Raw genomic sequence first — 21000 nt, 5'->3', positions numbered from 1 at the left:
TCCCCTCGTTCGGGCGCTGCGCGCAGCCGGGACGTGGCTGTGCGGTGGCCGGCTCCCCGACCCTCGTCGCACGGACGGCGACCGCCGGCCCGTCCCTCGAACCGTCCGGAGACCCCGTGCGCACCAAGACCGTCGCCGTCCTCGCCGCCGTCGGCCTGTCCACCGCCGTCCTCGCCGGTGCGGGCTCGGCCTCCGCCGCCGACGACCCGTCCGCGCCGGACGGCACCCGCGCCCGGGCCGCCGAGCCGCTGCGGCAGCTGCGCTCGGCCGTGGCGGCCGAGGCGTCCTCGACGACGGGGGCGGGCACGCGGTCCGCGCTGTCGCCCAGGGGCAACGTCCGCGTCTCCGGTCGCGACCGCTACGAGACGGCCGCCGAGGTGTCCTTCCTGACGTGGCGCCCCGGGACCGCGTCCGTCGTCTTCCTGGCGTCGGGGACCTCGCTGCCGGACGCGCTGGCCGTCGGGCCCTCGGCGAACGGCCTCGGCCCGGTCCTGCTCACCGAGCGCGACCGCCTGCCCGCCGCCAGCCGCGCCGAGCTCCAGCGCCTGCAGCCCTGCCTCGTGGTCGTTGTCGGGGGCACGCCCAGCGTGTCCGACGCCGTGTTCGCCGACGCCGAGCAGTACACGAACCCCACCGGGGCGGGGTGCCCGACGATCACGACCGTCACGCGGTGACCGACCCGGGGAACGCGAACACCCGGTCCGGGTCCACCGCGGCCGCGACCTGCCGCAACCGCGCGCGGTTCTCGCCCCAGCAGGCCGCGGCCCGGTCGGGCAGCCCCGCGTCGGCGTAGTTCACGTACGCCGCGGTCCCCGTCCAGGGTTCCAGCGCCCGCCGGGTGCCGGCGACGACGGCGTCGAACGGTTCCGGGGTGCGCGTCCCCGTCCAGGTGGCGGTGTGCTGGACGGTGGCCAGCGCCGTGCGCCAGGGGAACGCGGTCGCGTCCGGGGCGACGTCGGTGACGGCACCGCCGAGGGCGTCGAACGACATCCCCGCCTCGACCGTCCCCTCGGGCGCTGAGATCGTCCGCACCGCGGCGAGGGCCGCGTCGAGCCCGGCCTGCGGCAGTTGCGCGCCGAGCATCGAGCTGGTCGCGGCGAACGGTTGCCGGTGCTGCGCGTCCAGCGCCCGCGCGGTGCACGCCTGCGCGTCCAGCCCCGAGCACCCGGCCTCGTAGAGCATCGCGTCGGTGTAGCCCAGGGCCCGGCGGGAGGTCGCGGCGGGCTTCGGCAGGCCGGCGAGCAGGCCCGACAGGTCGAGCGCCGCGGACCCCGTCCACGCCCCGGAGACCTGCACCCGGTCCCCGTCGGCGGGGTTCACGAGCAGCTTGCACGTCGACCACAGTTCGCGGGGGGCCTGCGCCGACCACCGCTGCCAGGCCCCGAGGACGTCGGCCCCCTGCGACAGGTCCCAGCGCAGGAAGAACACGGTCACCTCCGGCGCGGGCCGCACCGCGACCGTCCACGACGTGACGGCGGCGATCCCGCCACCCCCGCCGCGCAGCGCCCAGAACAGGTCGGGGTCGTTCCCGGCGTCGACCGTGCGGGACGTCCCGTCGGCGGTCACGACGTCGATCGAGCGGACCTGGTCGCACGTCAGCCCGAACGAGCGGGCCAGGACCCCGACGCCCCCGCCGAGGGTGAGCCCGCTGAAACCCACCGTCGGGCAGGACCCCGCCCCGATCGCGACCCCCCGCGCGCCGAGGGCGGTGTAGACGTCGACGAGCCGCGCTCCGGCGCCGATCCGGGCGCTGCGGCCGTCGTCGGCGAGTTCCACCGCGTCCATCCCGGTCAGGTCGGCGACCAGACCGTCACCGGCCGACCAGCCCCCGTAGGAGTGCCCGCCCGCGCGCAGCCGCAGTCCGGTGCCGGTCCGCCCCGCGTACCGCACGCACGCCGCGACGTCGTCGGCGGTGCGGCAGCGCGCGATCGCCTGCGGGGCGGGGGAGAAGCGCGGGTTGTAGAGCAGGGTCGAGGGGTCGTACCCGGCCTGGCCCGGGCGGGCGAGGCCGCCGGAGACCTGCAGGTCCGACCAGCCGGGTGTCGTCGGTGGGGTGCTGGGACCGCTGCTGGGACCGCTGCTGGGACCGCCTCCCGGGGTGGGTGGGCTCTGCGCACCGCCGTCGGTGCAGCCCGCGGTCGCGAGGGCGAGTCCGGTGGCGAGCAGCGCTCGGCGGGTCGGTCGTCCGTGGTCCACGGGCGCAGTCTGCCCCGCAGGCGAGCCGGCCGGACGGGAGGTGGGCGGCGCGACCGTGACACCGACGTATCCCGAACGTAACAAGATGGACAAAATCTGGGGCTACTGTAACCATCGCTACAGCGGTGCAGCTGTGGTGCACGTCCCCCTGTCCCACCACGAAACCCCCGGCGCCCTCGCGGGTGCAGAGACGAGTGAGGCTCCCGATGAGAACACGGTTCGGAGTGGTCGGAGCACTGGCCCTGACGATGGCGCTGGCCCTCGGCGGGTGCGGCGCGGCCGGCAGCGACGACAGCGCCGACGCGGGAGGAGCACCCGTCAAGGGCGGCGACCTGACCATGGCGCGGTCCGCGGACATCATCGCCATGGACAAGACGACGACGTTCGACAACAACTCCATCCGCGTGATGGAGCAGATCATGGAACCCCTGTTCCACTCCAGCCCCGACGGCACGAAGCTCGAACCCTGGCTGGCCACGGGCTACACCATCTCCGACGACCAGCTCACGTACACGATCCCGCTGCGCCAGGACGTCACGTTCTCCGACGGCACCCCGATGACCGCCGCGGACGTCAAGTTCTCCCTCGACGAGAACACCAAGACCGGCGCCTCGGGCTGGGGCTTCGTCAACGCCGCCATCGACTCCGTCGAGGCCACCGACGACCACACCGTCACCGTCAAGCTCAAGTACCCGTGGGCCCCGCTCATCGCGGACCTGTCCATCTTCTCCAACGGCGTCATCCCGAAGGACTACGGCGGCAAGACCGCCGAGGAGTTCTACACCGCGCCCGTGGGCACCGGCCCGTTCGTCTGGTCGGGCTGGAAGAAGGGTCAGTCGCTCAAGCTGACCGCCAACGGCAAGTACTGGCAGAAGGGCAAGCCGTACCTGTCCAGCGTGCAGTGGAACGTCGTCCCCGACGCCAACACCCGCAAGCTGCAGGTCCAGGGCGGCCAGATCGACATCGACGACACCCCGGACTGGTCGAGCCTGGCCTCGCTCAAGGCCGCCGGCGGGGTGAAGGCCGAGACCTACCCCTCGACCCAGATCGACTACGTCGCCTTCAACCAGGCGCGCGCCCCGTTCGACGACGTCCACGTCCGCCGGGCGATCTCCTACGCCATCGACCGCCAGTCGCTCGTCAAGGCCGTCCTGTTCGGCAACGGCGAGGTCGCGAACTCCCTGCTCTCGCCCGGCACCCCGTACTACGACGCCAAGGCCGGCGGCCTGATGTTCGACGTCGCCAAGGCGAAGGCCGAACTCGCGCAGTCCTCCGAGCCCGGTGGTTTCACCACCACCCTGCTCATCGCCTCCGGGAACCCCAACCAGGCGTCGGTCGCGCAGATCATGCAGTCGGAGCTGAAGGACATCGGCATCACGATGGAGATCAAGCAGCTCGACCCGACCGCCAACAAGCAGGCGCGCCTGGCCTCCGACTTCGACATGACGCTGTCGGCGTGGACCATGGACATCCCCGACCCCGACCAGTGGACGTCCTTCGCCGTCGACCCGCAGGGCGGCTCGAAGTCCGCGTTCACGTCCTACGACAACCCCGACGTCATCGCCCTGAACGCCCAGGCGCAGAAGGAGACCGACGACGCGAAGCGCCAGGCGCTGTACACCCAGCTCCAGCAGAAGACGAGCGAGGACGCGTTCCTGGCCTACCTGTACTACTCGCCGTACGTGTACGCCACGACCGACGCCGTGCAGGGCTTCCAGGTGACCCCGCTGGGCGGCTACCTGCTCCAGGACGTCTCGAAGAAGAAGTGAGCGCAGGCGGGGGCGCGCACCGCGCCCCCGCCCGCACACCCCGACCCGACTCCCCACCACGGAGACCACGGAGAACAAGGAGGTGGGACGGTGAGCCACCGTCTGCGGTTCATCCCCGGCCGTCTCGTGCAGTCCATCCCCGTCGCCTTCGGCGTCACGCTCATCGTCTTCCTCCTGGCCCACCTGCTGCCCGGCAACGCGGCGGTGGCCCTGCTGGGGGAGCGCGCGACGCAGGAGAGCGTCGCCGCGCTGACCGCCCGGCTCGGTCTCGACGAGCCGCTGTGGCGGCAGTACCTGCTGTTCCTCGGCCAGCTCGTGCACGGCGACCTCGGCACCAGCCTGACCTACCAGCTCCCCGTCACCCAGCTCGTGCTCGAGGCGATCCCGGTGACCCTGTCCCTGCTGCTGTACGCCCTCGTCCTGGCGCTGGCCATCAGCGTGCCGCTGGCGGCGCTCGCGGCCTTCCGGCCCGGCGGCGCCCGCGACCTCGGGGTGCGCGGCTTCACGCTGCTGGGTCAGGGCATGCCGCAGTTCTGGGTCGGCATCATGCTGATCCTGCTGCTGGGCGTCAGCCTGCGCGCGTTCCCCGTCGGCGGGTACGGCGACACCGCCCTGGAGCACCTGTACCACCTGTTCCTGCCCGCGGTGACGCTCGCGATCGCCATGTCCCCCACGATCATCCGCAGCCTCCGGTCGTCGATGATCTCGGTGCTGGGCTCGGAGTACGTGGGGACCGCCAAGATGAAGGGGGCCGCCGGCGTGCAGCTGTTCCGCGGTCACGTCCTGCGCAACGCCGCGATCCCCACCGTCTCCATCGTCGGGGTGAACCTCGGGTACCTGGTGGGCGGCTCCCTCGTCATCGAACGCGTCTTCGCCCTGCCCGGCCTGGGCTCGCTGATGATCAACTCGATCTTCGCCCGCGACTTCCCCACCATCCAGGGGGTCACCCTCTTCGTGGCGCTGTTCGTCGTGGTCGTCGGCATCCTCACCGACGTCGTGTACACCCTGCTCGACCCCCGGGTCGACCTCAGCCGGACGGCCCGCGCATGAGCACCCCCACCGCGCTCCTCGTCGAACGCAGCGCGCGCCGGCGGGCCGCCCGCCCGCGCTCGCGGTCCCTGCGGCCCTGGTACCGCAACGGCAGCCTCGTCGCCGGCGGCGTCATCGTCGGCCTCCTCGTCCTCGTGGCGGTCCTGGCCCCGGTCCTCGCCCCCTTCGACCCCGTGAAGCAGGACCTCGCGAACGCGTTGCAGTCCCCGTCGGGCACCCACCCGCTGGGCACCGACAAGTACGGCCGCGACGTGCTGTCCCGGCTGATCTGGGGCGCGCGGGTCGACCTGCGCGTCGGGTTCCTGGCCGTCCTCATCCCGTTCGTCGTCGGCACCGTCGTCGGCGGGATCGCGGGCTACGCCGGGGGCTGGCTCGACACCGTGCTGATGCGCGTCGTCGACGTGTTCTTCGCCTTCCCGTTCTACGTGATGGTCATCGTCCTCGTGTTCGTCTTCGGCTCCGGCGAGTTCAGCATCTACATCGCCATCGCCGCCGTGTCGTGGGTCTCCTACGCCAAGATCGTGCGCGGCGAGGTGCTGGTCGCCAAGGAGCAGGACTACGTCGTCGCGGCCCGCCTCGGCGGGATGTCGCACGCGCGGATCCTGGTCCGCCACATCGGGCCGAACGTGCTGTCGCAGGCCGTCATCTACGGGATGAGCGACATCGTCATGGACATCATGGCGATCGTCACCCTCGGGTACCTCGGGCTCGGCATCGCCCCGCCCACCGCCGAGTGGGGATCGATGATCAACGACGGCCAGGAGTTCATCACCACCCAGTGGCAGCAGGCCACCATCCCCGGTCTCGTCGTCGTCGTCACGAGCCTGGGCCTGTCCTGGCTCGGCGACGGGATCTCCGACCTCCTGAACCCCGAGAGGAGGAAGTGACCGTGGCCGCTTCCCTGCTCAGCGTCCGCGACCTCACCCTCGGCGTGCGCCGCCGCGGCCGCCCCGACACCCGCATCGTCGAGGACCTCAGCCTGGACATCGCCGCGGGGGAGCGGTTCGGCATCGTCGGCGAGTCCGGGTCCGGCAAGTCGCTCACCCTGCGCGCGATCGCCGGGTTGCTGCCCCGGGGCGTGGAGGTGCTCTCCGGCAGCATCGTCTACGACGGCCGCGAACTCGTCGGGATGCCCGCCGCGCAGCGCCGGCACCTCATGGGCCCCGAGATCGCGATGGTCTTCCAGGAACCCATGACCGCGCTGAACCCGGTCGTGCGGGTCGGGGACCAGATCGCCGAGGGACCCCGGCGCCACCTCGGGCTGTCCAAGGCCGACGCCGCGCAGCTGGCCGTGGAGACGATGGCCAGGACCGGGATCCCGGACCCGGGCCGGCGGGCGCGCGCCTACCCGCACGAACTCTCCGGCGGTCTGCGCCAGCGCATCATGATCGCCATGGCGGTGTCCTGCCGGCCCCGGCTGCTGCTGTGCGACGAGCCGACGACGGCGCTCGACGTCACCGTCCAGCACCAGGTCCTCAAGCTCCTCGAAGGCCTGTGCGACGACACCGGCACCGCGCTGGCCTTCGTCACCCACGACCTGGCCGTCGTGAACCAGACCTGCTCGGACGTGGCCGTCATGTACTCCGGCCACGTCGTGGAGTCCGGGACGGTGCGCGACGTGCTCGCCGACCCGCGGCACCCCTACACGAAGGGGCTGCTGGACTCCGCCCCGGACTTCGACCAGCCCGACCGCCGCCTCGTCCCCATCCCCGGTTTCCCCCCGAACCTGACCTCCCGGCCCCCGGGCTGCCCGTTCGCCCCCCGCTGCGGGTTCGTCGTGGACGCCTGCACCACCGCTGTGCCCCCGCGCGAGACCGTCGCCCCCGGGCACGACGCGGCGTGCGTCGAGTCCGCCCGCATCTTCGAAGGAGCCCCCGCGTGAACGGGACGACGACCCCGGTCCTGCGGGCCGCGGGCATCACCAAGACGTACCGGTCGCGGCCCTCGCTGGCGGCACGCGTGACGCGCACCGACTCCCGCGCGGACCTGCGGGCCCTCGACGGGGTCGACCTGGAACTGCGCCGGGGCGAGGTCCTCGCGCTGGTCGGGGAGTCCGGCTCGGGCAAGTCCACCCTGGCCAAGGTGCTCGTCGGCAGCACCAGCCCGAGCGCGGGGTCCCTCGAGCACGACGGCGAACCCGTCCCGGCGAGCCGCGGCAAGGACGCGAGCCGCCGGATCCAGATGGTGTTCCAGGACCCCTACTCCTCCCTGAACCCCCGCATCTCCGTGGCCTCGATGCTGCGAGAACTGCTCCTGCTGCACCGCGTCGTGCCCCGCTCGCAGGTGCGGGCCGAGAGCGTCCGGCTGCTGAACCTCGTGGGGCTGGAGGAGGACGCCCTCGACGCCTACCCCAGCCAGTTCTCCGGCGGGCAGCGGCAGCGGCTGGCCATCGCCCGCGCGCTGGCCGTGCGGCCCGACGTGCTCATCGCCGACGAACCGGTCTCCGCGCTCGACGTGTCCGTGCAGGCCACGATCCTCGACCTGTTCGCCCGGTTGCAGCGCGACCTCGGGCTGAGCGTCCTGTTCATCGCCCACAACCTCGCCGTCGTGCAGCACCTGAGCCAGCGGGTCGCGGTGATGTACCTGGGGCGCATCGTGGAGGTCGCCGAGACCGGCGAGCTGTTCGCCAACCCCCGCCACCCCTACACCCGCGCCCTCGTCGACTCCATCCCCCGGATGCGGGCGGGCAGCGTCAACGAGGAGTTCGTCCTCGAGGGGGAACCGCCCAGCCCCTACGACGTCCCGGCCGGGTGCCGGTTCAACCCCCGCTGCCCGTACGCCGTCGACGCCTGCCGCAGCGTCGACCCCGCCCTGGAGACCGTCGCGGCCGGGCACCTCAGCGCGTGCCTGCGCGCGGCGGACCTCCCCCCGTTCCAGTCCTCCCCGGACCCCGCGTCGAGCATCGACCGGGCCGACGTCCGGGAGGAACTGCTCGAAGAACTCCCCGAAGAACCCACGCACACGAGGAGCACCGCACCGTGAAGGTCTGGATGTCGCTGGACATGGAGGGGGTGGCCGGGATCGTCGACTGGGACCAGTGCCGCCCCGGCAGCCCCGGGTACGCGCTGGGCTGTGAACTGCTGCAGGCCGAGGTGAACGCCGCCGTAGAGGGGGCGATCGCCGGTGGGGCCACCGAGGTCGTCCTCAACGACTCCCACAGCCGGATGGCGAACCTCGACCCCCGGCTCGTCGCCGGGGAGGCGAAGTACCTGTCCGGCCGGCACAAGCCGATGTACATGATGCAGGGGCTCGACGAGACCGTCGACGCCGCGTTCTTCGTCGGCTACCACGGGTCGATCTCGGGGGAGGCCTCGACGATGTCGCACACCTACAACCCCGAGGTGTTCTCCGGGGCCCGGCTCAACGGCCGTCCCGTGGGCGAGAGCGGCATCAACGCCCTCGTCGCCGACCACTACGGCGTCCCCATCGCGTTCGTGTCCGGGGACGAGGTGACGTGGGAGGAGACCGCGCCCTTCGCCGAGGGTGCGGTGAACGTCGTCACGAAGCGGTCCGTCACCCGGGCCAGCGCCCTGAACCTGCACCCGAGCGAGTCCTGCCGCCTCATCCGCGCCGGCGCGGAGGAGGCCGTGCGCCGGGTCGCCGCCGGTCGCGTGCAGCTGCCGCGCGTCGAGCGCCCCGCCGTCCTGGACCTGGACGTGCAGACCGCCGACATGGCCGACGTCGCCACCTGGGCCCGCGGGGCCGAACGCACCGGCGTCCGCGAGGTGCGGATCGAGGGCGAGGACCTGCTGGGCGTGTTCCGCTCGTTCGTCGCGGTGAACTACATCACCCGTCAGGCGGGTGGCCGCTGATGCGCGACACGCGTGACGAGGAGTCCGTGGCCCGCCCGGGCGAGACCCGGATGTGGTCGGTGCCCGCGGTCGGTCCCTTCAGCCTCGCCCTGCACGGCGGTGCCGGCGGCCGGATCGAGGAGCTGTCCGCCGAACGCCGCGAGTCGTTCGAGGCCGGGCTGCGCCGGGCGCACGGGGCCGGGCGCGCCGTGCTGGCCGACGGCGGGACGGCGCTCGACGCCGTCTGCGCCGCCGTCGAGCAGCTCGAGGACGACCCCCTGTTCAACGCCGGCCGCGGCGCGGCCCTGGCCGCCGACGGGACCGTCGAGCACGACGCGGCCGTCATGGACGACGACGGGCGCGCCGGGGCCGTGGCGGTCTCCCGCCACGCGAAGAACCCGGTCCGGCTCGCGCGCGCCGTCCTGGACAACAGCACGCACCTGCTGCTCGTCGACCCCTCCCGCGACCTCGCCACCGGCTGGGACCTGGAGGTGCGCGAGCAGGAGTACTTCGTCACCCAGGCCCGCCGCGAGCAGCTCGAGCGCATCCACGCCCTGCGCCTGGCCGCGCCCCGGCACGGCACGGTCGGCGCCGTCGCCCGCGACCGCGCCGGCCGGGTCGCCGCGGCCACCTCGACGGGCGGCATGGCCGCGCAGAGCGCCGGCCGGGTCGGGGACAGCCCCGTCATCGGCGCCGGGACGTACGCGCGCGGCGACTCCCTGGCGGTGTCCTGCACGGGCGAGGGGGAGGCCTTCATCCGCGGCGTCGTGTCCTACGACATCGCCGCCCGGATGCGCTACCTCGGTTCGTCCCTGCCGGACGCCGTGCGCGCCACGGTCCACGCCGAGCTGACGGCCAAGGGGGCCAGCGGCGGCCTCGTCGCGGTCGCCCCCGACGGTAGCGTCGTCGCCGCCCACAACTCGCCCACCATGTTCGCCGCCTTCGAGGGGCAGGACGGACTCGTCCTGCTGACCTGAGCGGGGGCGGCGTGCACGTCAGGGAGGTAGCACCATGACCATCGACGAGGAGATCTTCGCCCGCATGGGCGAGCTGAGCCCCGCCGAGAAGAAGGTGGCCCGCGTCCTCCTGGCCTCCTGGCCCAGCGCGGGGCTGGAGAGCGCGGCGGCCGTGGCGAAGGCGGCGGGCACGAGCACGCCCACCGTCCTGCGCCTGGTGACGCGCCTGGGCATCGGGGGCTACCCCGACTTCCAGCGGCGGCTGCGCGAGGAGGTCACGCACCGCATGAGCAGCCCGGTCAGCCGCACCCAGCAGGGCGCCCGCGAGCACGCCGAACGGCCCGTGCTGCAGGCGGCGATCGCGGAACGGGTCGGGCTCGTGGAGCAGCTGGCCGCGTCCGTGCCGCCCAGCGAGTTCGACCGCGCCGTCGAGGCCCTGGCGGGGCGGGCCAAGCAGGTCGCGGTCATGGGCGGCTACTTCAGCCGCTTCTCCGCCGAGCTCCTGGCCACGCAGCTCGACCAGGTGATCCCCTGCGTGGACTTCGTGGAGCAGCCGGTGGGCCACGACATCGGCAAGCTCCTGCGGCTGTGCCCGGGGTCGGTGGCGGTGGTCTTCGACTTCCGCCGCTACGAGCTGACCGCCAAGCAGGCCGCCGCCATCGCCAAGGGCCGCGGGGCCAAGGTCGTCGTCATCACCGACCAGGGCCTGTCGCCGGCCACCGAGAGCGCCGACGTGGTGCTCCCGGTCCCGGTGGACGGTCTGCCCTTCGACTCGGTGGTGGGCACGATCGCGCTCGTCGAGGCCCTCGTCGAGGCCGTCCTGCTCGCCACCGGCAGCCGGGGCATCGAGCGCATGAAGCAGTGGGAGGACACGGTGCAGATCGCCCGCGCCCACCGGGGGGCACCCGACCCGGCACCCCGACCCAGCACCGGACCCGCCGAGGAGCGCACGTGACAGACCTGAGGGGACGCACCGCCGTCGTGACCGGCACGGCCCAGGGCATCGGCCGGGCGATCGCCGAGCGGCTGCGGGAGGCCGGCGCCACGGTGCGGGGCGTCGACCGCGACGAGGTCGACCTCGCGGACACCGCGCGGGTCGAGGACTTCTTCGCCGCCGTCGGGGACGTCGACGTCCTCGTCAACTGCGCCGGCGGGGTCGTCGGCCAGACCCACACGCCGGTCGACGAGCTCACCGACGAGGCGTGGGACGCGGTCGTGCGGGCCAACGTCGTGACGATGCGCAACTGCACCCGGGCCGCGGTCCGGTCGATGAAGCGCCGCCGCTTCGGGCGCATCGTCACCATCTCCTCCGGCGCCGGGCGCAGCGTCAGCCTCACCGGCGTCCAGGCCTACACGACCGCCAAGGCCGCGCAGATCGGGTTCACCCGGCAGATGGCCCACGAACTCGGTCCCTTCGGGATCACAGCCAACTGCATCGCCCCGGGGTTCGTGCTGTCCAACCCCACCACGCAGGCGCAGTGGGACGCCTACGGCCCGGCCGGGCAGCAGGCGCTCCTGGAACGGATCGCCGTGCGCCGCACCGGGACCCCGGACGACATCGCCCGCGGCGTCCTGTTCTTCGCCGACCCGGAGGCCTCCTGGGTCAGCGGCCAGACCCTCTCCATCGACGGCGGGCACTCCCTCTTCTGAGGGGCCCAGCGAGGACGGAACCACGTGACGACGACAACCCCTGCCGGCACGCCCGCGCAGCAGCTCGCCGCGCTCGGCGAGCGCTACTTCCAGGCCCAGCACACCTACGACCCGTACAACGCGACCCTGCTCGGCCTCAGCGAGTTCGACCACCTGCCCGGCGACCCGTCGCGGGCGGCGAGCGAGCGGGCGGCCGCCGAGCTGGAGGAGGTGGCCCGCGCCGCCGAGGCCGTCGACCCCGCCGGGCTGGACGAGGAGGAGCTGGTCGACCGCGGGGTGCTCGTGGCCCTGGCCCGCGGCGCCGCGCAGGACGCCGAGCACTCCCTGTGGGCGGCCAACGCCTCGGCCAAGGGGTACGTCAGCCGCCAGGGCCTGGTCTTCCAGGCCGTCCCGGCGATGTCGGCCACCGACGCGGCGGGCCGGCAGCGCTACCTGACCCGGCTGGCCGGGCTGCCGGGGTTCTTCACCGCCCTCGGGGACCGGTACGCGCAGGAGGCCGCCGCCGGCCGCCGGCCCACCCGCCTGGGGGTGCAGCACGCGATCGAGCAGCTCGAGGGGCACCTCGCCCTGCCCGTCGAGGCCGACGCCCTGCTCGCCCCGGCCCGGGCCGCGGACGACCCCGCCACGCTGGAGGAGGCCACCCGCGTGGTGCGCGAGGAGGTCCACCCCGCGCTGCGCGCGCTGGCCGACCGGCTGCGCACCGAGCTCCTGCCGCTGGGGCGCGAGGGCGAGGACGTGGGGATCCACGCCGTGCCGGGCGGGCGGGCGGCGTACGCGGCCGCCGTGCGCCGCCACACCACCACCGACCTGACCCCCGAGCAGATCCACCGCACCGGCCTCGACGTCCTGGAGGAGATGCGCGCCGAGTGGAGCGCGGTCGGGTCCCGGGCGCTGGGGGAGACCGAGTTCGCCCGGATCGCCGAGCGCCTGCGCGCCGACCCCGCGCTGCGGTTCGACACGAGCGAGGAGATCCTCGCCGTCGCGCACGCCGCCCTCGCCCGGGCGCAGGCCGCCCGCGACGCGTGGTTCCCGGACCTGCCGATCCCCGACTGCGCGATCGAGGAGATCAACCCGGTCGACGCGGCCGGCAGCGCGCTGGGCTACTACCGGCCGCCGGCGGTCGACGGCAGCCGCCCCGGCGCGTACTGCGTGCTGGCCGCCGACGCCCCGAGCCACTTCCGCTACGAGTACGAGTCGCTGTCCTTCCACGAGGCGGTCCCGGGCCACCACCTGCAGCTGGCCACCGCGCAGCTGCTCGACGTCCCGCGCTACCGGCGCCACCTCGACGTCGAGGCGTGCAGCTTCAACGAGGGCTGGGGCTTGTACTCCGAGCAGCTGGCCGACGAGATGGGCCTGTTCAGCAGCGACCTCGACCGGCTCGGGATGCTGTCGTTCCGGGCTCTGCGCGCGTGCCGGCTCGTCGTGGACACCGGGATCCACCACCTCGGCTGGACCCGCGAACGCGCCGTGGAGTTCATGTACGCGAACACCGCGACCACCCGCGAGCACGTCGAGAGCGAGGTCGACCGCTACATCGCCTGGCCCGGTCAGGCCTTGGCCTACATGATCGGCTGCCGCGAGCTCCTGCGGTTGCGCGCGGTCGCGGAACAGGCTCTGGGGGAACGCTTCTCGATCGTCGAGTTCCACCGGGCGGTCCTGTCGTCCGGGGCCGTCCCGCTCACCGTGCTCGGCGACGTCGTCGAGCGCCACGTCGCCGCCGCGCTCGCGTCGGCCCCCGCTGCGAACTGAGGAGAACCGTGGACGTCACCATCAACGGCGCGCGCCTGAACGTCGAGGTGCTGGGCCCCGAGGACGGGCCCGTCCTCATCGCCCACCACGGCGGCGGGGGCATCGGCTCGCTGGCCGAACCCCGCGCGACCTTCGGGCCCCTGGCCGACCGGTTCCGCGTCGTCGTCTTCGACGCGCGCGGCTGCGGGCTCAGCGAAGGGGTCGGCCCCTACTCCCACGAGCAGTGGGCCGCGGACGTGGACGGGCTGCGGCAGTGGGCCGGGGCCGAGCGAGTGACCGTGGCGGGGGGTTCCTACGGGGGTTTCATCGCCCTCGAGCACGCCGTGCGCTACCCGCAGCACGTCGAGGCCGTGATCCTGCGCGACACCTCCGCCGACGGCTCGAACCTGGAACTCGCGTTCGAGAACGCGCGGAACCAGACCCGCGTCACGATCGACTGGGAGCACTTCGACCGGTACTGGGGCGGGACCGTGCGCAGCGACGCCGAGCTGAAGGAACTGTGGCGCGAGCTCATCCCGCTGTACGACGCCGACTACGACGAGGCGCGCTCGACCGCCGCGGTCGAGGCCGGGATCTACCGGCACGAGGCGCACAACGCCTGCTTCCAGGAGAACTTCCCCACCTACGACCTCAAACCCGACCTGCCGCACCTGAGGGTGCCCGTCCTGGTGACCGTCGGGCGCCACGACTGGGTGACGCCCGTCAGCGCCTCGGAGACCATCGCCCGCCTGGTGCCGGGCGCCGAGCTCGTGGTGTTCGAGAACTCCGGGCACTCGCCCCAGAACGAGGAGCGCGAGGAGTTCCAACGGGTGCTGCGGGACTTCGTCGACCGGGCCGTCCCGGCGGGGGTGGCGGCGTGACGCTCTTCGTCATCGGAGCCGGGGCCATCGGGGGAACCCTGGGCGCGCACGCGTTCCGGGCCGGTCACGACGTGACCCTCGTCGACGCCGACACCGCGCACGTGGCGGCGATCCAGCGCGACGGGCTGCGGATCGAGGGACCGGTCGAGCAGTTCACCGTCCGCGTCCCGGCGATCCTGCCCGAGGACCTGCCCGACACCGTCGAGCGGGCGGTCGTCGCGGTCAAGAGCCTGCACACGGCTTCGGCCGCCGAGCTCCTGCGCCACCGCCTCGCCCCGGACGGGTACGTCCTGACCGTCCAGAACGGCCTGACGGCCGACGTCCTCGTCGAGGCGGTCGGGCGCGAGCGGGTGCTGTCCGGTTTCATCAACGTCGGCGCGGACCTCATGGGCCCCGGGGTCGTGCTGCAGGGCAACGTCGCCACGTTCCGGATCGGCGAACTCGCCGGCGGGACGATCACGCAGCGCGTACGGGAACTGGCCGGGGTCCTGCCCTACGCCGAGCCCACCGGCAACGTCCTGGGCTACCTGTGGGGCAAGGAGGTGTACGGCGCGATGATGTGGGCCGGGGCCGTCTCCGACCTGCCCATCGCCGAGACGCTGGAACGGCCCGAGTACCGCGAGCTCATGACCGCGCTGTCGCAGGAGGTGCTCGCCCAGGCGCCCGTGACCGTCGAGGGTTTCGACGGGTTCGAACCCGACGACCTGCCGGGCTCGTTCGACCGGCTGGCCGCCTTCAACCGCCGCAGCGCCAAGACGCACTCCGGCATCTACCGCGACCTGGTGGTCCGCAAGCGCAAGACGGAGGTGGACGAGGTCCACAAGGACATCCAGGGTCCGATCTTCGGCCGGGTCGTGGAGATGATCCACGACATCGAGCAGGGCCGGCGCACGTGCGAGGTGGCCAACCTCGACGAGCTCGCCCGGTTCGTCGCCGGTCGCCGGGAGCTGCCGGCCTGATCCCGCCCGGCGGGGTGGGGCCGCGCGGCGAACGCCGTGACCCTTCCCCGCCGGGACACCGTGCGGCACACTGCCGCCGTGGACGACACCCCCGACGGCGGCGTGGACGGCGGCACGCGGCGGCGGATGCACCTGGTCGGCACCCTGTCGCAGTTCGACGGTCCCGCCGCGGCGCTGTCCTGGCAGCGCACCGCGCTCGCCGGGCGGGTGCGCCGGCTCACCGGCGGGGAGACCGGGGACCGCGCGAACTGGATCGTCCCCGTCGTGCAACGGCTGGCGCGCGAGCGCGTGGTGCGGCGCGTGCGGTCGGGGGACTGGACCGGTTACGACGACGTCGACCGGTTCGCCGTGCGGCGCGGGCAGCGCCTGGAACCGGTGCACCTGGACCTGCGGGTCGCCCGCCACGGCCTGGAGGAACTCGACCTGCTGGCCGGCTCCGGGCACCCGGCCACGGAGGACCTGCCCCTGCAGGTGGGGGTCCCCGGCAGCTTCGACGTGGCCCTGTTCAGCTTCGGCCCGGCCGCGGCCCTGCGGCTGGAGCCGGTGTTCCGCCGCCGGCTGGGGCAGGAGATCGCGGCGCTGCACGCCCGCGCCGGGCGCGCCGTGGTCTTCCAGCTGGAGGTCCCGGTCGAACTGGTCGCCGTCGCCGCCGCCCCCGAACCCCTGCGGCCGGTGGTCGCGCGGGTGGTGGCGCGCCCGCTGCTGCGGCAGGTGGCCGAGGCCCCGCCCGGGACCCGGTTCGGGGTGCACCTGTGCCTGGGCGACCTCGGGCACCGCGCGCTGCGCCAGGTCGAGGACGCGGCGCCGCTGGTCCACCTGACGAACGCCCTGGTGCGCCGCTGGCCCGCGGGCCGGTCGCTGGACTTCGTGCACCTGCCCCTGTCGGGCGGGGACCGGCCGCCGTCGACCGACCCGCGGTTCCACGCGCCGTTGCGCGCCCTGCGCTCCACGCTGCCCGCCACCACCGAGGTGGCCGCCGGGCTCGCGCACGAGGAGCAGCACCTCGCCGACCAGGTGCGCGTCCTCGACCTGGTCGAGCAGGCCCTGGGCCGCACGGTCGACGTCGCCACCTCGTGCGGTCTGGGTCGCCGGTCCCCGGAGGGGGCCGACGCGGCGGTGCGCCGCACGCTCGAACTGCTGGGCTGAGGGCCGGAACGGGCCGTCCCCCGGCTCAGCCGATCCGGGCGAGGGGTGCGTCGGCGTCGACGCCGTCCCCGGGCCGGGCCAGCAGGGTGATCCGGCCGTCGCGGTGGGCCAGGACGGGCGTCTCCATCTTCATGGCCTCCACCGCGCCGACGGTGTCCCCGGCCCGGACGTCGGCGCCGTCCGGCACGTGCCAGGTCACCAGCGTGCCCGCGACGGGGGAGGCCAGCGCAGCCGGATCGCCCGCGGTCCGTGCCACCGGTTCCGCCGTCGTCGCTGCGGGGACGGCGCGGGTGAGGTCGGCGGGCAGGGCCAGCGTCACCCGGCGCCCGTCGACCTCGATCCACGTCCGGACGACCCCCGGACCGGTCACCGCCTCGGGCCGGTCCGCGGCGAGGTCCTCCAGCCACCCGCACTCGGTCTCGATCCAGCGGGTGTGCACGGCGAAGTCCGTGGTGAACGCCGGGTCCTGCAGCAGCCGGCGGTGGAACCCGGCGACGGTGGGGACCCCCTCGACGCGGAGTTCGGCCAGCGCCTGCCGCGCCCGGCGCAGGGCGTGCTCTCGGTCGGTGCCCGTCACGACGAGCTTGGCGACGAGGGAGTCGAACGTCGCCGGCACCGCACCCCCCGCGACCACACCGGCGTCCACCCGGACCCCCGGCCCGCCGGGGACGTCGAACCGGTGCACCGGGCCCGGCGCGGGCAGGAAACCCCGGCCGGGGTCCTCGGCGTTGAGCCGGAACTCGAACGCGTGGCCCACGGGGTCGGGGGTCCGGTCGAGTTCCAGCGGCAGGCCGTCGGCGACGAGCAGCTGCTGGCGGACGAGGTCCACCCCGGTCGTCTGCTCGGTCACCGGGTGCTCGACCTGCAGCCGGGTGTTCACCTCCAGGAAGGAGACGGTCCCGTCCGCCCCCACGAGGAACTCCACCGTGCCCGCGCCGCGGTAGTCCACGGCGGCGCAGATCGCCCGTGCCGCGTCGGTGACGGCCTGTTCCTGCGCGGTCGTGAGGAACGGGGCGGGGGCCTCCTCGACGAGTTTCTGGTTCCGCCGCTGGACCGAGCAGTCGCGGGTGCCGACGACGACGACCGTGCCCCGGCCGTCGCCGAGGACCTGGGCCTCGACGTGCCGTGGCCGGTCGAGGTACTGCTCGACGAAGCACTCGCCGCGCCCGAACGCCGCGACGGCCTCGCGCACCGCTGAGGCGTAGGCCTCGGGGATCTCCGCGGCGTCGTGGACGACGCGCATCCCGCGACCACCCCCGCCGAAGGCCGCCTTGACGACCAGCGGCAGCCCGTGGTCGCGGGCGAACGTCAGGACCTCCTCGACCCCGGACACCGGGCCCGGACTGCCGGCGGCGAGCGGCGCGCCGACGGCGCGGGCGATCTCGCGGGCGGACGTCTTGTCCCCCAGCCGTTCGATCGTCGCGGGGGTCGGGCCGATCCAGGTGAGCCCGGCCTCCTCGACGGCCCGGGCGAAACCCGCGTCCTCGGAGAGGAACCCGTACCCGGGGTGGACGGCGTCGGCGCCGCTGGCCCGCGCGACCGCCAGCAGCTTCGCCGCGTCGAGGTAGGTCTCGCCGGGGGAGCCCCCCGGCAGCGCCCACGCCTCGGTGGCCGTCCGCACGTGCAGCGCGTCGGCGTCGGGGTCGGCGTAGACGGCGACCGAGGCGACGCCGTAGTCGGCGCAGCCGCGGGCGATGCGCACGGCGATCTCGCCGCGGTTGGCGATGAGGACCTTCTTCACGCGGGTTCTCCCTCGGGGGTGACGGGGCGGAACCGCACGCGGGCTCCGGGGGGGACCTGCGCGAGCAGGTCGAGGTGGTGGGCGGCGACGCAGGCGATCACCGGGTAGCCACCGGTGACCGGGTGGTCGGCGGCGAACACGACGGGACGGCCGTCGGGCGGGACCTGCACGGCGCCGGGGACGGTCCCCTCGCTGGGCAGTTCCCCGGTGACCGCGCGCTCCAGCGGTTCGGCGTCCAGCCGCAGGCCCACCCGGTTCGAGCGCGGGGTCACGACCCACTCCTGGTCGCAGAACCGCTGAACCGTCGCGGGGGAGAACCAGTCGTCGCGGGGGCCGAGGACCACGTCGAGCCCGACGACGTCACCGGCCGCCGGGGGTTCGGGGTCCGGGGCCGTCCACGGGACGACGGCGCCGCCCGGCGCGGCCCCCACGGGCAGTCGGTCGCCCGCGCGCACCGGGTCGGGGCCGGTGCCGGAGAGCAGGTCGGTGGAACCGCTGCCCAGGACGGCGGTCACGGCGAGGCCGCCGCGCACGGCGAGCACGGACCGCACCCCGCGGGCCGGGGTCCCCACGTGCAGCTCCTCGCCGTCGTCCAGGGCGAAGGGGCGCTGGGCGGGAACCTCGAGCGTGCCGGTGCGGGTGGAGATCCGCAGCGGGGCCGGCGCCCCGGTCAGGGCCAGGACCGACCGGCCGTGGGTGCGCACGCGCAGGCCCCCGCCGGCGACCTCGAGGGCGGGAGCGCCGGGAGGGTTCCCGACGAGCCGGTTCGCGCGACGCAGCGCACCGCGGTCGACCGCCCCGGAACGGGACAGGCCCTGCGCCGAGCGGCCGGGGCGGCCGAGGTCCTCGACGAGCGTCTGCGTCCCCGCGGCCAGGACCTCCAGGAACGGTTCGGGGACGGGGGTTCCCGCGATCCCCGGGGCGGCCGGGGGTCCGGGCGCCGGTTCGCCGGCCGGGGCCTCGACGAACCGCACCCGCGTCCCGGGGCGCAGCAGGGCCGGTTCGGGGCGCGCGACGTCCCACACGGCCAGCGTGGTGCGGCCCAGCAACTGCCAGCCGCCCGGGCTGGCCCGCGGGTACACGCCGCTGAACCGGCCGGCCAGGCCGACGGCACCGGCGGGGATGGCGGTGCGCGGGGAACTGCGGCGGGGGACGTCCAGGACGGGGTCGTCCCCGGCGAGGTAGGCGAAACCCGGGGCGAAACCCGTGAACGCCACCGTCCAGGTCGCGCCGGTGTGCCGGCGGACGACCTCGGCCGGGGTGGTGCCGCACAGCCGGGCGACCTCCTCGAGGTCGGGCCCGTCGTAGTGCACGGGGACCTCGACGAGGTCGCCGGGTCCGGTGGCCGCGGCGGTCAGCGGCCGCTCGCGGATCCGCGCGGCGAGTTCGGCGGCGCCGGTGAGCTCGGGGCGGAACCGGACCAGGACGGTGCGGGCCGCGGGGACGAGCTCGGTGGTCCCCGGGAGCGGATCGGTGCGCAGCGCGGCGTGCAGGGCCAGGGACTCCTCGAGCCCGGCGACCTCCACGAGCAGGCCGTCGGAGCCGCAGGGCAGGAACCGCAGCGCCGCGCCGGTGCTCACCGCGGGTCCGCCGCGCGGAAGGGCCGCAACGCGATCCCGGCGCCCTCGAGCCCGGAGCGGACCGCGCGGGCCATCTCGACCGCGCCGGGGGAGTCGCCGTGCACGCAGACGGACTCGCCCCGCACGCGCACCTCGGAACCGTCGACGGCCGTGATCGTGCCGGTCCGCGCCCAGCGCACCACCCGCTCGGCGACCTCCTGCGGGTCGTGCAGGACCGCGCCGGGTTCGCGGCGCGACAGGAGGGTCCCTCCGGGGGTGTAGGCGCGGTCGGCGAACACCTCGGCGACGACGGTCAGGCCGGCGGCCCGGGCGGTCTCCAGCAGCGGCGAACCCGCCAGGCCCACCAGCGGCAGCGCGGGGTCGACGAGCTGCAGGGCCGTGATCACGGCGCGGGCGTGGCGCTCGTCGGAGGCGATGGTGTTGTAGAGGGCGCCGTGGGGTTTGACGTAGTCGACGTGCGCCCCGACCGAGCGCGCGATGGCCTGCAGCGCCCCGATCTGGTAGACGACGTCGCCGGTCAGCTCGTCCTCGGTGGCGTCGACGTAGCGGCGGCCGAACCCGGCGAGGTCGCGGTAGGAGACGTGCGCGCCGACGGCGACCCCGCGCTCGTGCGCGGTCCGCACCGTGCGGGTCATGGTGGCCGGGTCCCCGGCGTGGAAGCCGCAGGCGACGTTGGCGCTGGTCACGGTGGCCAGCACGGCGTCGTCGTCGCCGAGCTCCCAGCGGCCGAAGCCCTCGCCCACGTCCGCGTTGAGGTCCAGGATCGTCGCCACCCCTCGATCCTGCCGATCGTTCAACGATTCCGCAAGGGCCGGGCCCGATCCCCGGTGGTAGCGTCAGGGCGCCGTCCCACCCGAGGAGCGTTCCTTGACCGCGTCCAGCACAGCGGAACTCAGTCGTTCCGGACGCTCGCACGCGGTCGCCGACCAGGTCCGCGCGGGCATCCTCGACGGCACCTACCCCCTCGGCGCCCGGCTGCCCGAACCGGAGCTGTGCGCGGCCTTCGACGTCTCGCGCAACACCCTGCGCGAGAGCTTCCGGGTGCTCGGCGAGGAGCGCCTCGTCGTCCACGAGCTGAACCGCGGGGTGTTCGTCCGGGTCCCCACCGAGCAGGACGTGCGCGAGCTGTACGACGCGCGCCGGCTCGTCGAGTGCGCCGCAGTGCGCGACCACGGCCGGCGCACGCAGGGCCTGGCCGCGGTGGCGGAGACCCTCGAGCGCGCCGGACGGCTGGCGGCCACGGGTGACTGGGTCGGGGTCGGGACGGCCGACATCGACTTCCACCGCGCGCTGACGGCGCTGGGCAGCGTCCGCGTCGAGGCGCTCATGCAGAGCATCTGGAACGAGATGCGGCTGGCCTTCCACGTCGTGGGCCGGCCCGACGAGTTCCACGGGACCTACCTCGCCCGCAACCACGTCGTCCTGGACACCCTGGTGCAGCGCGGCGGGGTCGCCGCCGCGAAGGAGCTGCGCACCTACCTCGACGAAGCCGAGCAGCGGGTGCTGCGGGCCTACCGCACCCGGGCCGCCGGCCGCGCCTGACCGCGCCGGCC

19 protein-coding genes are annotated in these 21000 nt (G+C 74.4%); 15 read left to right on the top strand and 4 right to left on the bottom strand.

Translation table 11 applies throughout. The features are described 5' to 3' along the window. Positions 1 to 116 precede the first annotated feature (116 nt). Positions 117 to 674 (top strand): cell wall-binding repeat-containing protein, encoded by a 558-nt coding sequence (locus CLV37_RS08485; RefSeq protein ID WP_170127121.1) that lies wholly within the window; start codon positions 117 to 119, stop codon positions 672 to 674. On the opposite strand, the gene CLV37_RS08480 is transcribed toward CLV37_RS08485, so the two are convergent. Next, complete coding sequence (locus tag CLV37_RS08480; RefSeq protein WP_146149337.1) at positions 664 to 2196, bottom strand: FAD-binding oxidoreductase; 1533 nt, start codon at positions 2194 to 2196, stop codon at positions 664 to 666. The two genes, CLV37_RS08485 and CLV37_RS08480, sit on opposite strands and share 11 nt — an antisense overlap. 206 nt (positions 2197 to 2402) lie before the next feature. Here CLV37_RS08480 and CLV37_RS08475 point away from each other — a divergent pair, with 206 nt between their 5' ends. The 13 genes from CLV37_RS08475 to CLV37_RS08415 all read left to right on the top strand — a co-directional run bounded on the left by CLV37_RS08475 (position 2403) and on the right by CLV37_RS08415 (position 16126). After that, positions 2403 to 3965: an ABC transporter substrate-binding protein gene (locus tag CLV37_RS08475; protein WP_106209122.1), complete on the top strand. Its 1563-nt coding sequence runs from the start codon at positions 2403 to 2405 to the stop codon at positions 3963 to 3965. Positions 3966 to 4055: 90 nt separating this feature from the next. Continuing rightward, positions 4056 to 5015, top strand: coding sequence for an ABC transporter permease (locus CLV37_RS08470; protein ID WP_106209120.1), 960 nt, complete (start codon positions 4056 to 4058; stop codon positions 5013 to 5015). Then, on the top strand, positions 5012 to 5902 hold the full coding sequence (locus CLV37_RS08465) for an ABC transporter permease (RefSeq protein WP_106209118.1): 891 nt from the start codon (positions 5012 to 5014) through the stop codon (positions 5900 to 5902). Before CLV37_RS08470 ends, CLV37_RS08465 begins: the two co-directional genes overlap by 4 nt. 2 nt (positions 5903 to 5904) lie before the next feature. Further along, the gene (locus CLV37_RS08460; RefSeq protein WP_211298491.1) at positions 5905 to 6897 is read left to right on the top strand and encodes an ABC transporter ATP-binding protein; all 993 of its coding nucleotides are present in this window, start codon (positions 5905 to 5907) and stop codon (positions 6895 to 6897) included. Beyond that, positions 6894 to 7997 carry an ABC transporter ATP-binding protein gene (locus CLV37_RS08455; protein ID WP_106209116.1) on the top strand — a complete coding sequence of 368 codons (1104 nt, stop codon included), beginning with the start codon at positions 6894 to 6896 and terminating at the stop codon, positions 7995 to 7997. Before CLV37_RS08460 ends, CLV37_RS08455 begins: the two co-directional genes overlap by 4 nt. Further along, complete coding sequence (locus tag CLV37_RS08450) at positions 7994 to 8827, top strand: M55 family metallopeptidase (RefSeq protein WP_106209114.1); 834 nt, start codon at positions 7994 to 7996, stop codon at positions 8825 to 8827. Before CLV37_RS08455 ends, CLV37_RS08450 begins: the two co-directional genes overlap by 4 nt. Continuing rightward, complete coding sequence (locus CLV37_RS08445) at positions 8827 to 9783, top strand: isoaspartyl peptidase/L-asparaginase family protein (RefSeq protein ID WP_211298490.1); 957 nt, start codon at positions 8827 to 8829, stop codon at positions 9781 to 9783. The genes CLV37_RS08450 and CLV37_RS08445 overlap by 1 nt, the downstream gene beginning before the upstream one ends. Before the next feature lie 34 nt (positions 9784 to 9817). Then, the gene (locus tag CLV37_RS08440; protein ID WP_106209112.1) at positions 9818 to 10717 is read left to right on the top strand and encodes a MurR/RpiR family transcriptional regulator; all 900 of its coding nucleotides are present in this window, start codon (positions 9818 to 9820) and stop codon (positions 10715 to 10717) included. Further along, positions 10714 to 11412, top strand: coding sequence for an SDR family NAD(P)-dependent oxidoreductase (locus tag CLV37_RS08435; RefSeq protein ID WP_106209110.1), 699 nt, complete (start codon positions 10714 to 10716; stop codon positions 11410 to 11412). Before CLV37_RS08440 ends, CLV37_RS08435 begins: the two co-directional genes overlap by 4 nt. Before the next feature lie 24 nt (positions 11413 to 11436). After that, positions 11437 to 13161 carry a DUF885 domain-containing protein gene (locus tag CLV37_RS08430; protein ID WP_106209107.1) on the top strand — a complete coding sequence of 575 codons (1725 nt, stop codon included), beginning with the start codon at positions 11437 to 11439 and terminating at the stop codon, positions 13159 to 13161. An 8-nt stretch (positions 13162 to 13169) separates the two neighbouring features. Continuing rightward, positions 13170 to 14021: an alpha/beta fold hydrolase gene (locus CLV37_RS08425; protein ID WP_106209104.1), complete on the top strand. Its 852-nt coding sequence runs from the start codon at positions 13170 to 13172 to the stop codon at positions 14019 to 14021. After that, the gene (locus CLV37_RS08420) at positions 14018 to 14980 is read left to right on the top strand and encodes a ketopantoate reductase family protein (RefSeq protein WP_106209101.1); all 963 of its coding nucleotides are present in this window, start codon (positions 14018 to 14020) and stop codon (positions 14978 to 14980) included. The genes CLV37_RS08425 and CLV37_RS08420 overlap by 4 nt, the downstream gene beginning before the upstream one ends. 78 nt (positions 14981 to 15058) lie before the next feature. After that, positions 15059 to 16126 carry a hypothetical protein gene (locus tag CLV37_RS08415; protein WP_106209098.1) on the top strand — a complete coding sequence of 356 codons (1068 nt, stop codon included), beginning with the start codon at positions 15059 to 15061 and terminating at the stop codon, positions 16124 to 16126. 25 nt (positions 16127 to 16151) lie between these two features. Here CLV37_RS08415 and CLV37_RS08410 read toward each other — a convergent pair whose 3' ends face one another. Genes CLV37_RS08410 through CLV37_RS08400 form a run of 3 tightly spaced genes read right to left on the bottom strand, consistent with a single transcriptional unit; the run spans position 16152 to position 20220 of the window. Further along, entirely contained in the window at positions 16152 to 17867 is a 1716-nt protein-coding gene (locus CLV37_RS08410) for an acetyl/propionyl/methylcrotonyl-CoA carboxylase subunit alpha (protein WP_106209094.1), read from the bottom strand. Continuing rightward, positions 17864 to 19429: a 5-oxoprolinase/urea amidolyase family protein gene (locus CLV37_RS08405; RefSeq protein ID WP_106209441.1), complete on the bottom strand. Its 1566-nt coding sequence runs from the start codon at positions 19427 to 19429 to the stop codon at positions 17864 to 17866. The genes CLV37_RS08410 and CLV37_RS08405 overlap by 4 nt, the downstream gene beginning before the upstream one ends. A 14-nt stretch (positions 19430 to 19443) precedes the next feature. Beyond that, positions 19444 to 20220, bottom strand: coding sequence for a LamB/YcsF family protein (locus tag CLV37_RS08400; protein ID WP_106209089.1), 777 nt, complete (start codon positions 20218 to 20220; stop codon positions 19444 to 19446). 94 nt (positions 20221 to 20314) lie between these two features. On the opposite strand from CLV37_RS08400, the gene CLV37_RS08395 reads away from it, so the two are divergent. After that, positions 20315 to 20989 (top strand): GntR family transcriptional regulator, encoded by a 675-nt coding sequence (locus CLV37_RS08395; RefSeq protein WP_106209087.1) that lies wholly within the window; start codon positions 20315 to 20317, stop codon positions 20987 to 20989. The last annotated feature ends 11 nt before the right edge of the window (positions 20990 to 21000 follow it).

It is taken from the genome of Kineococcus rhizosphaerae (assembly GCF_003002055.1).
Lineage (GTDB): Bacteria > Actinomycetota > Actinomycetes > Actinomycetales > Kineococcaceae > Kineococcus > Kineococcus rhizosphaerae.
Note: the sequence above shows the minus strand (reverse complement) of the source record. Positions and strands in the feature narration are given on the sequence as shown.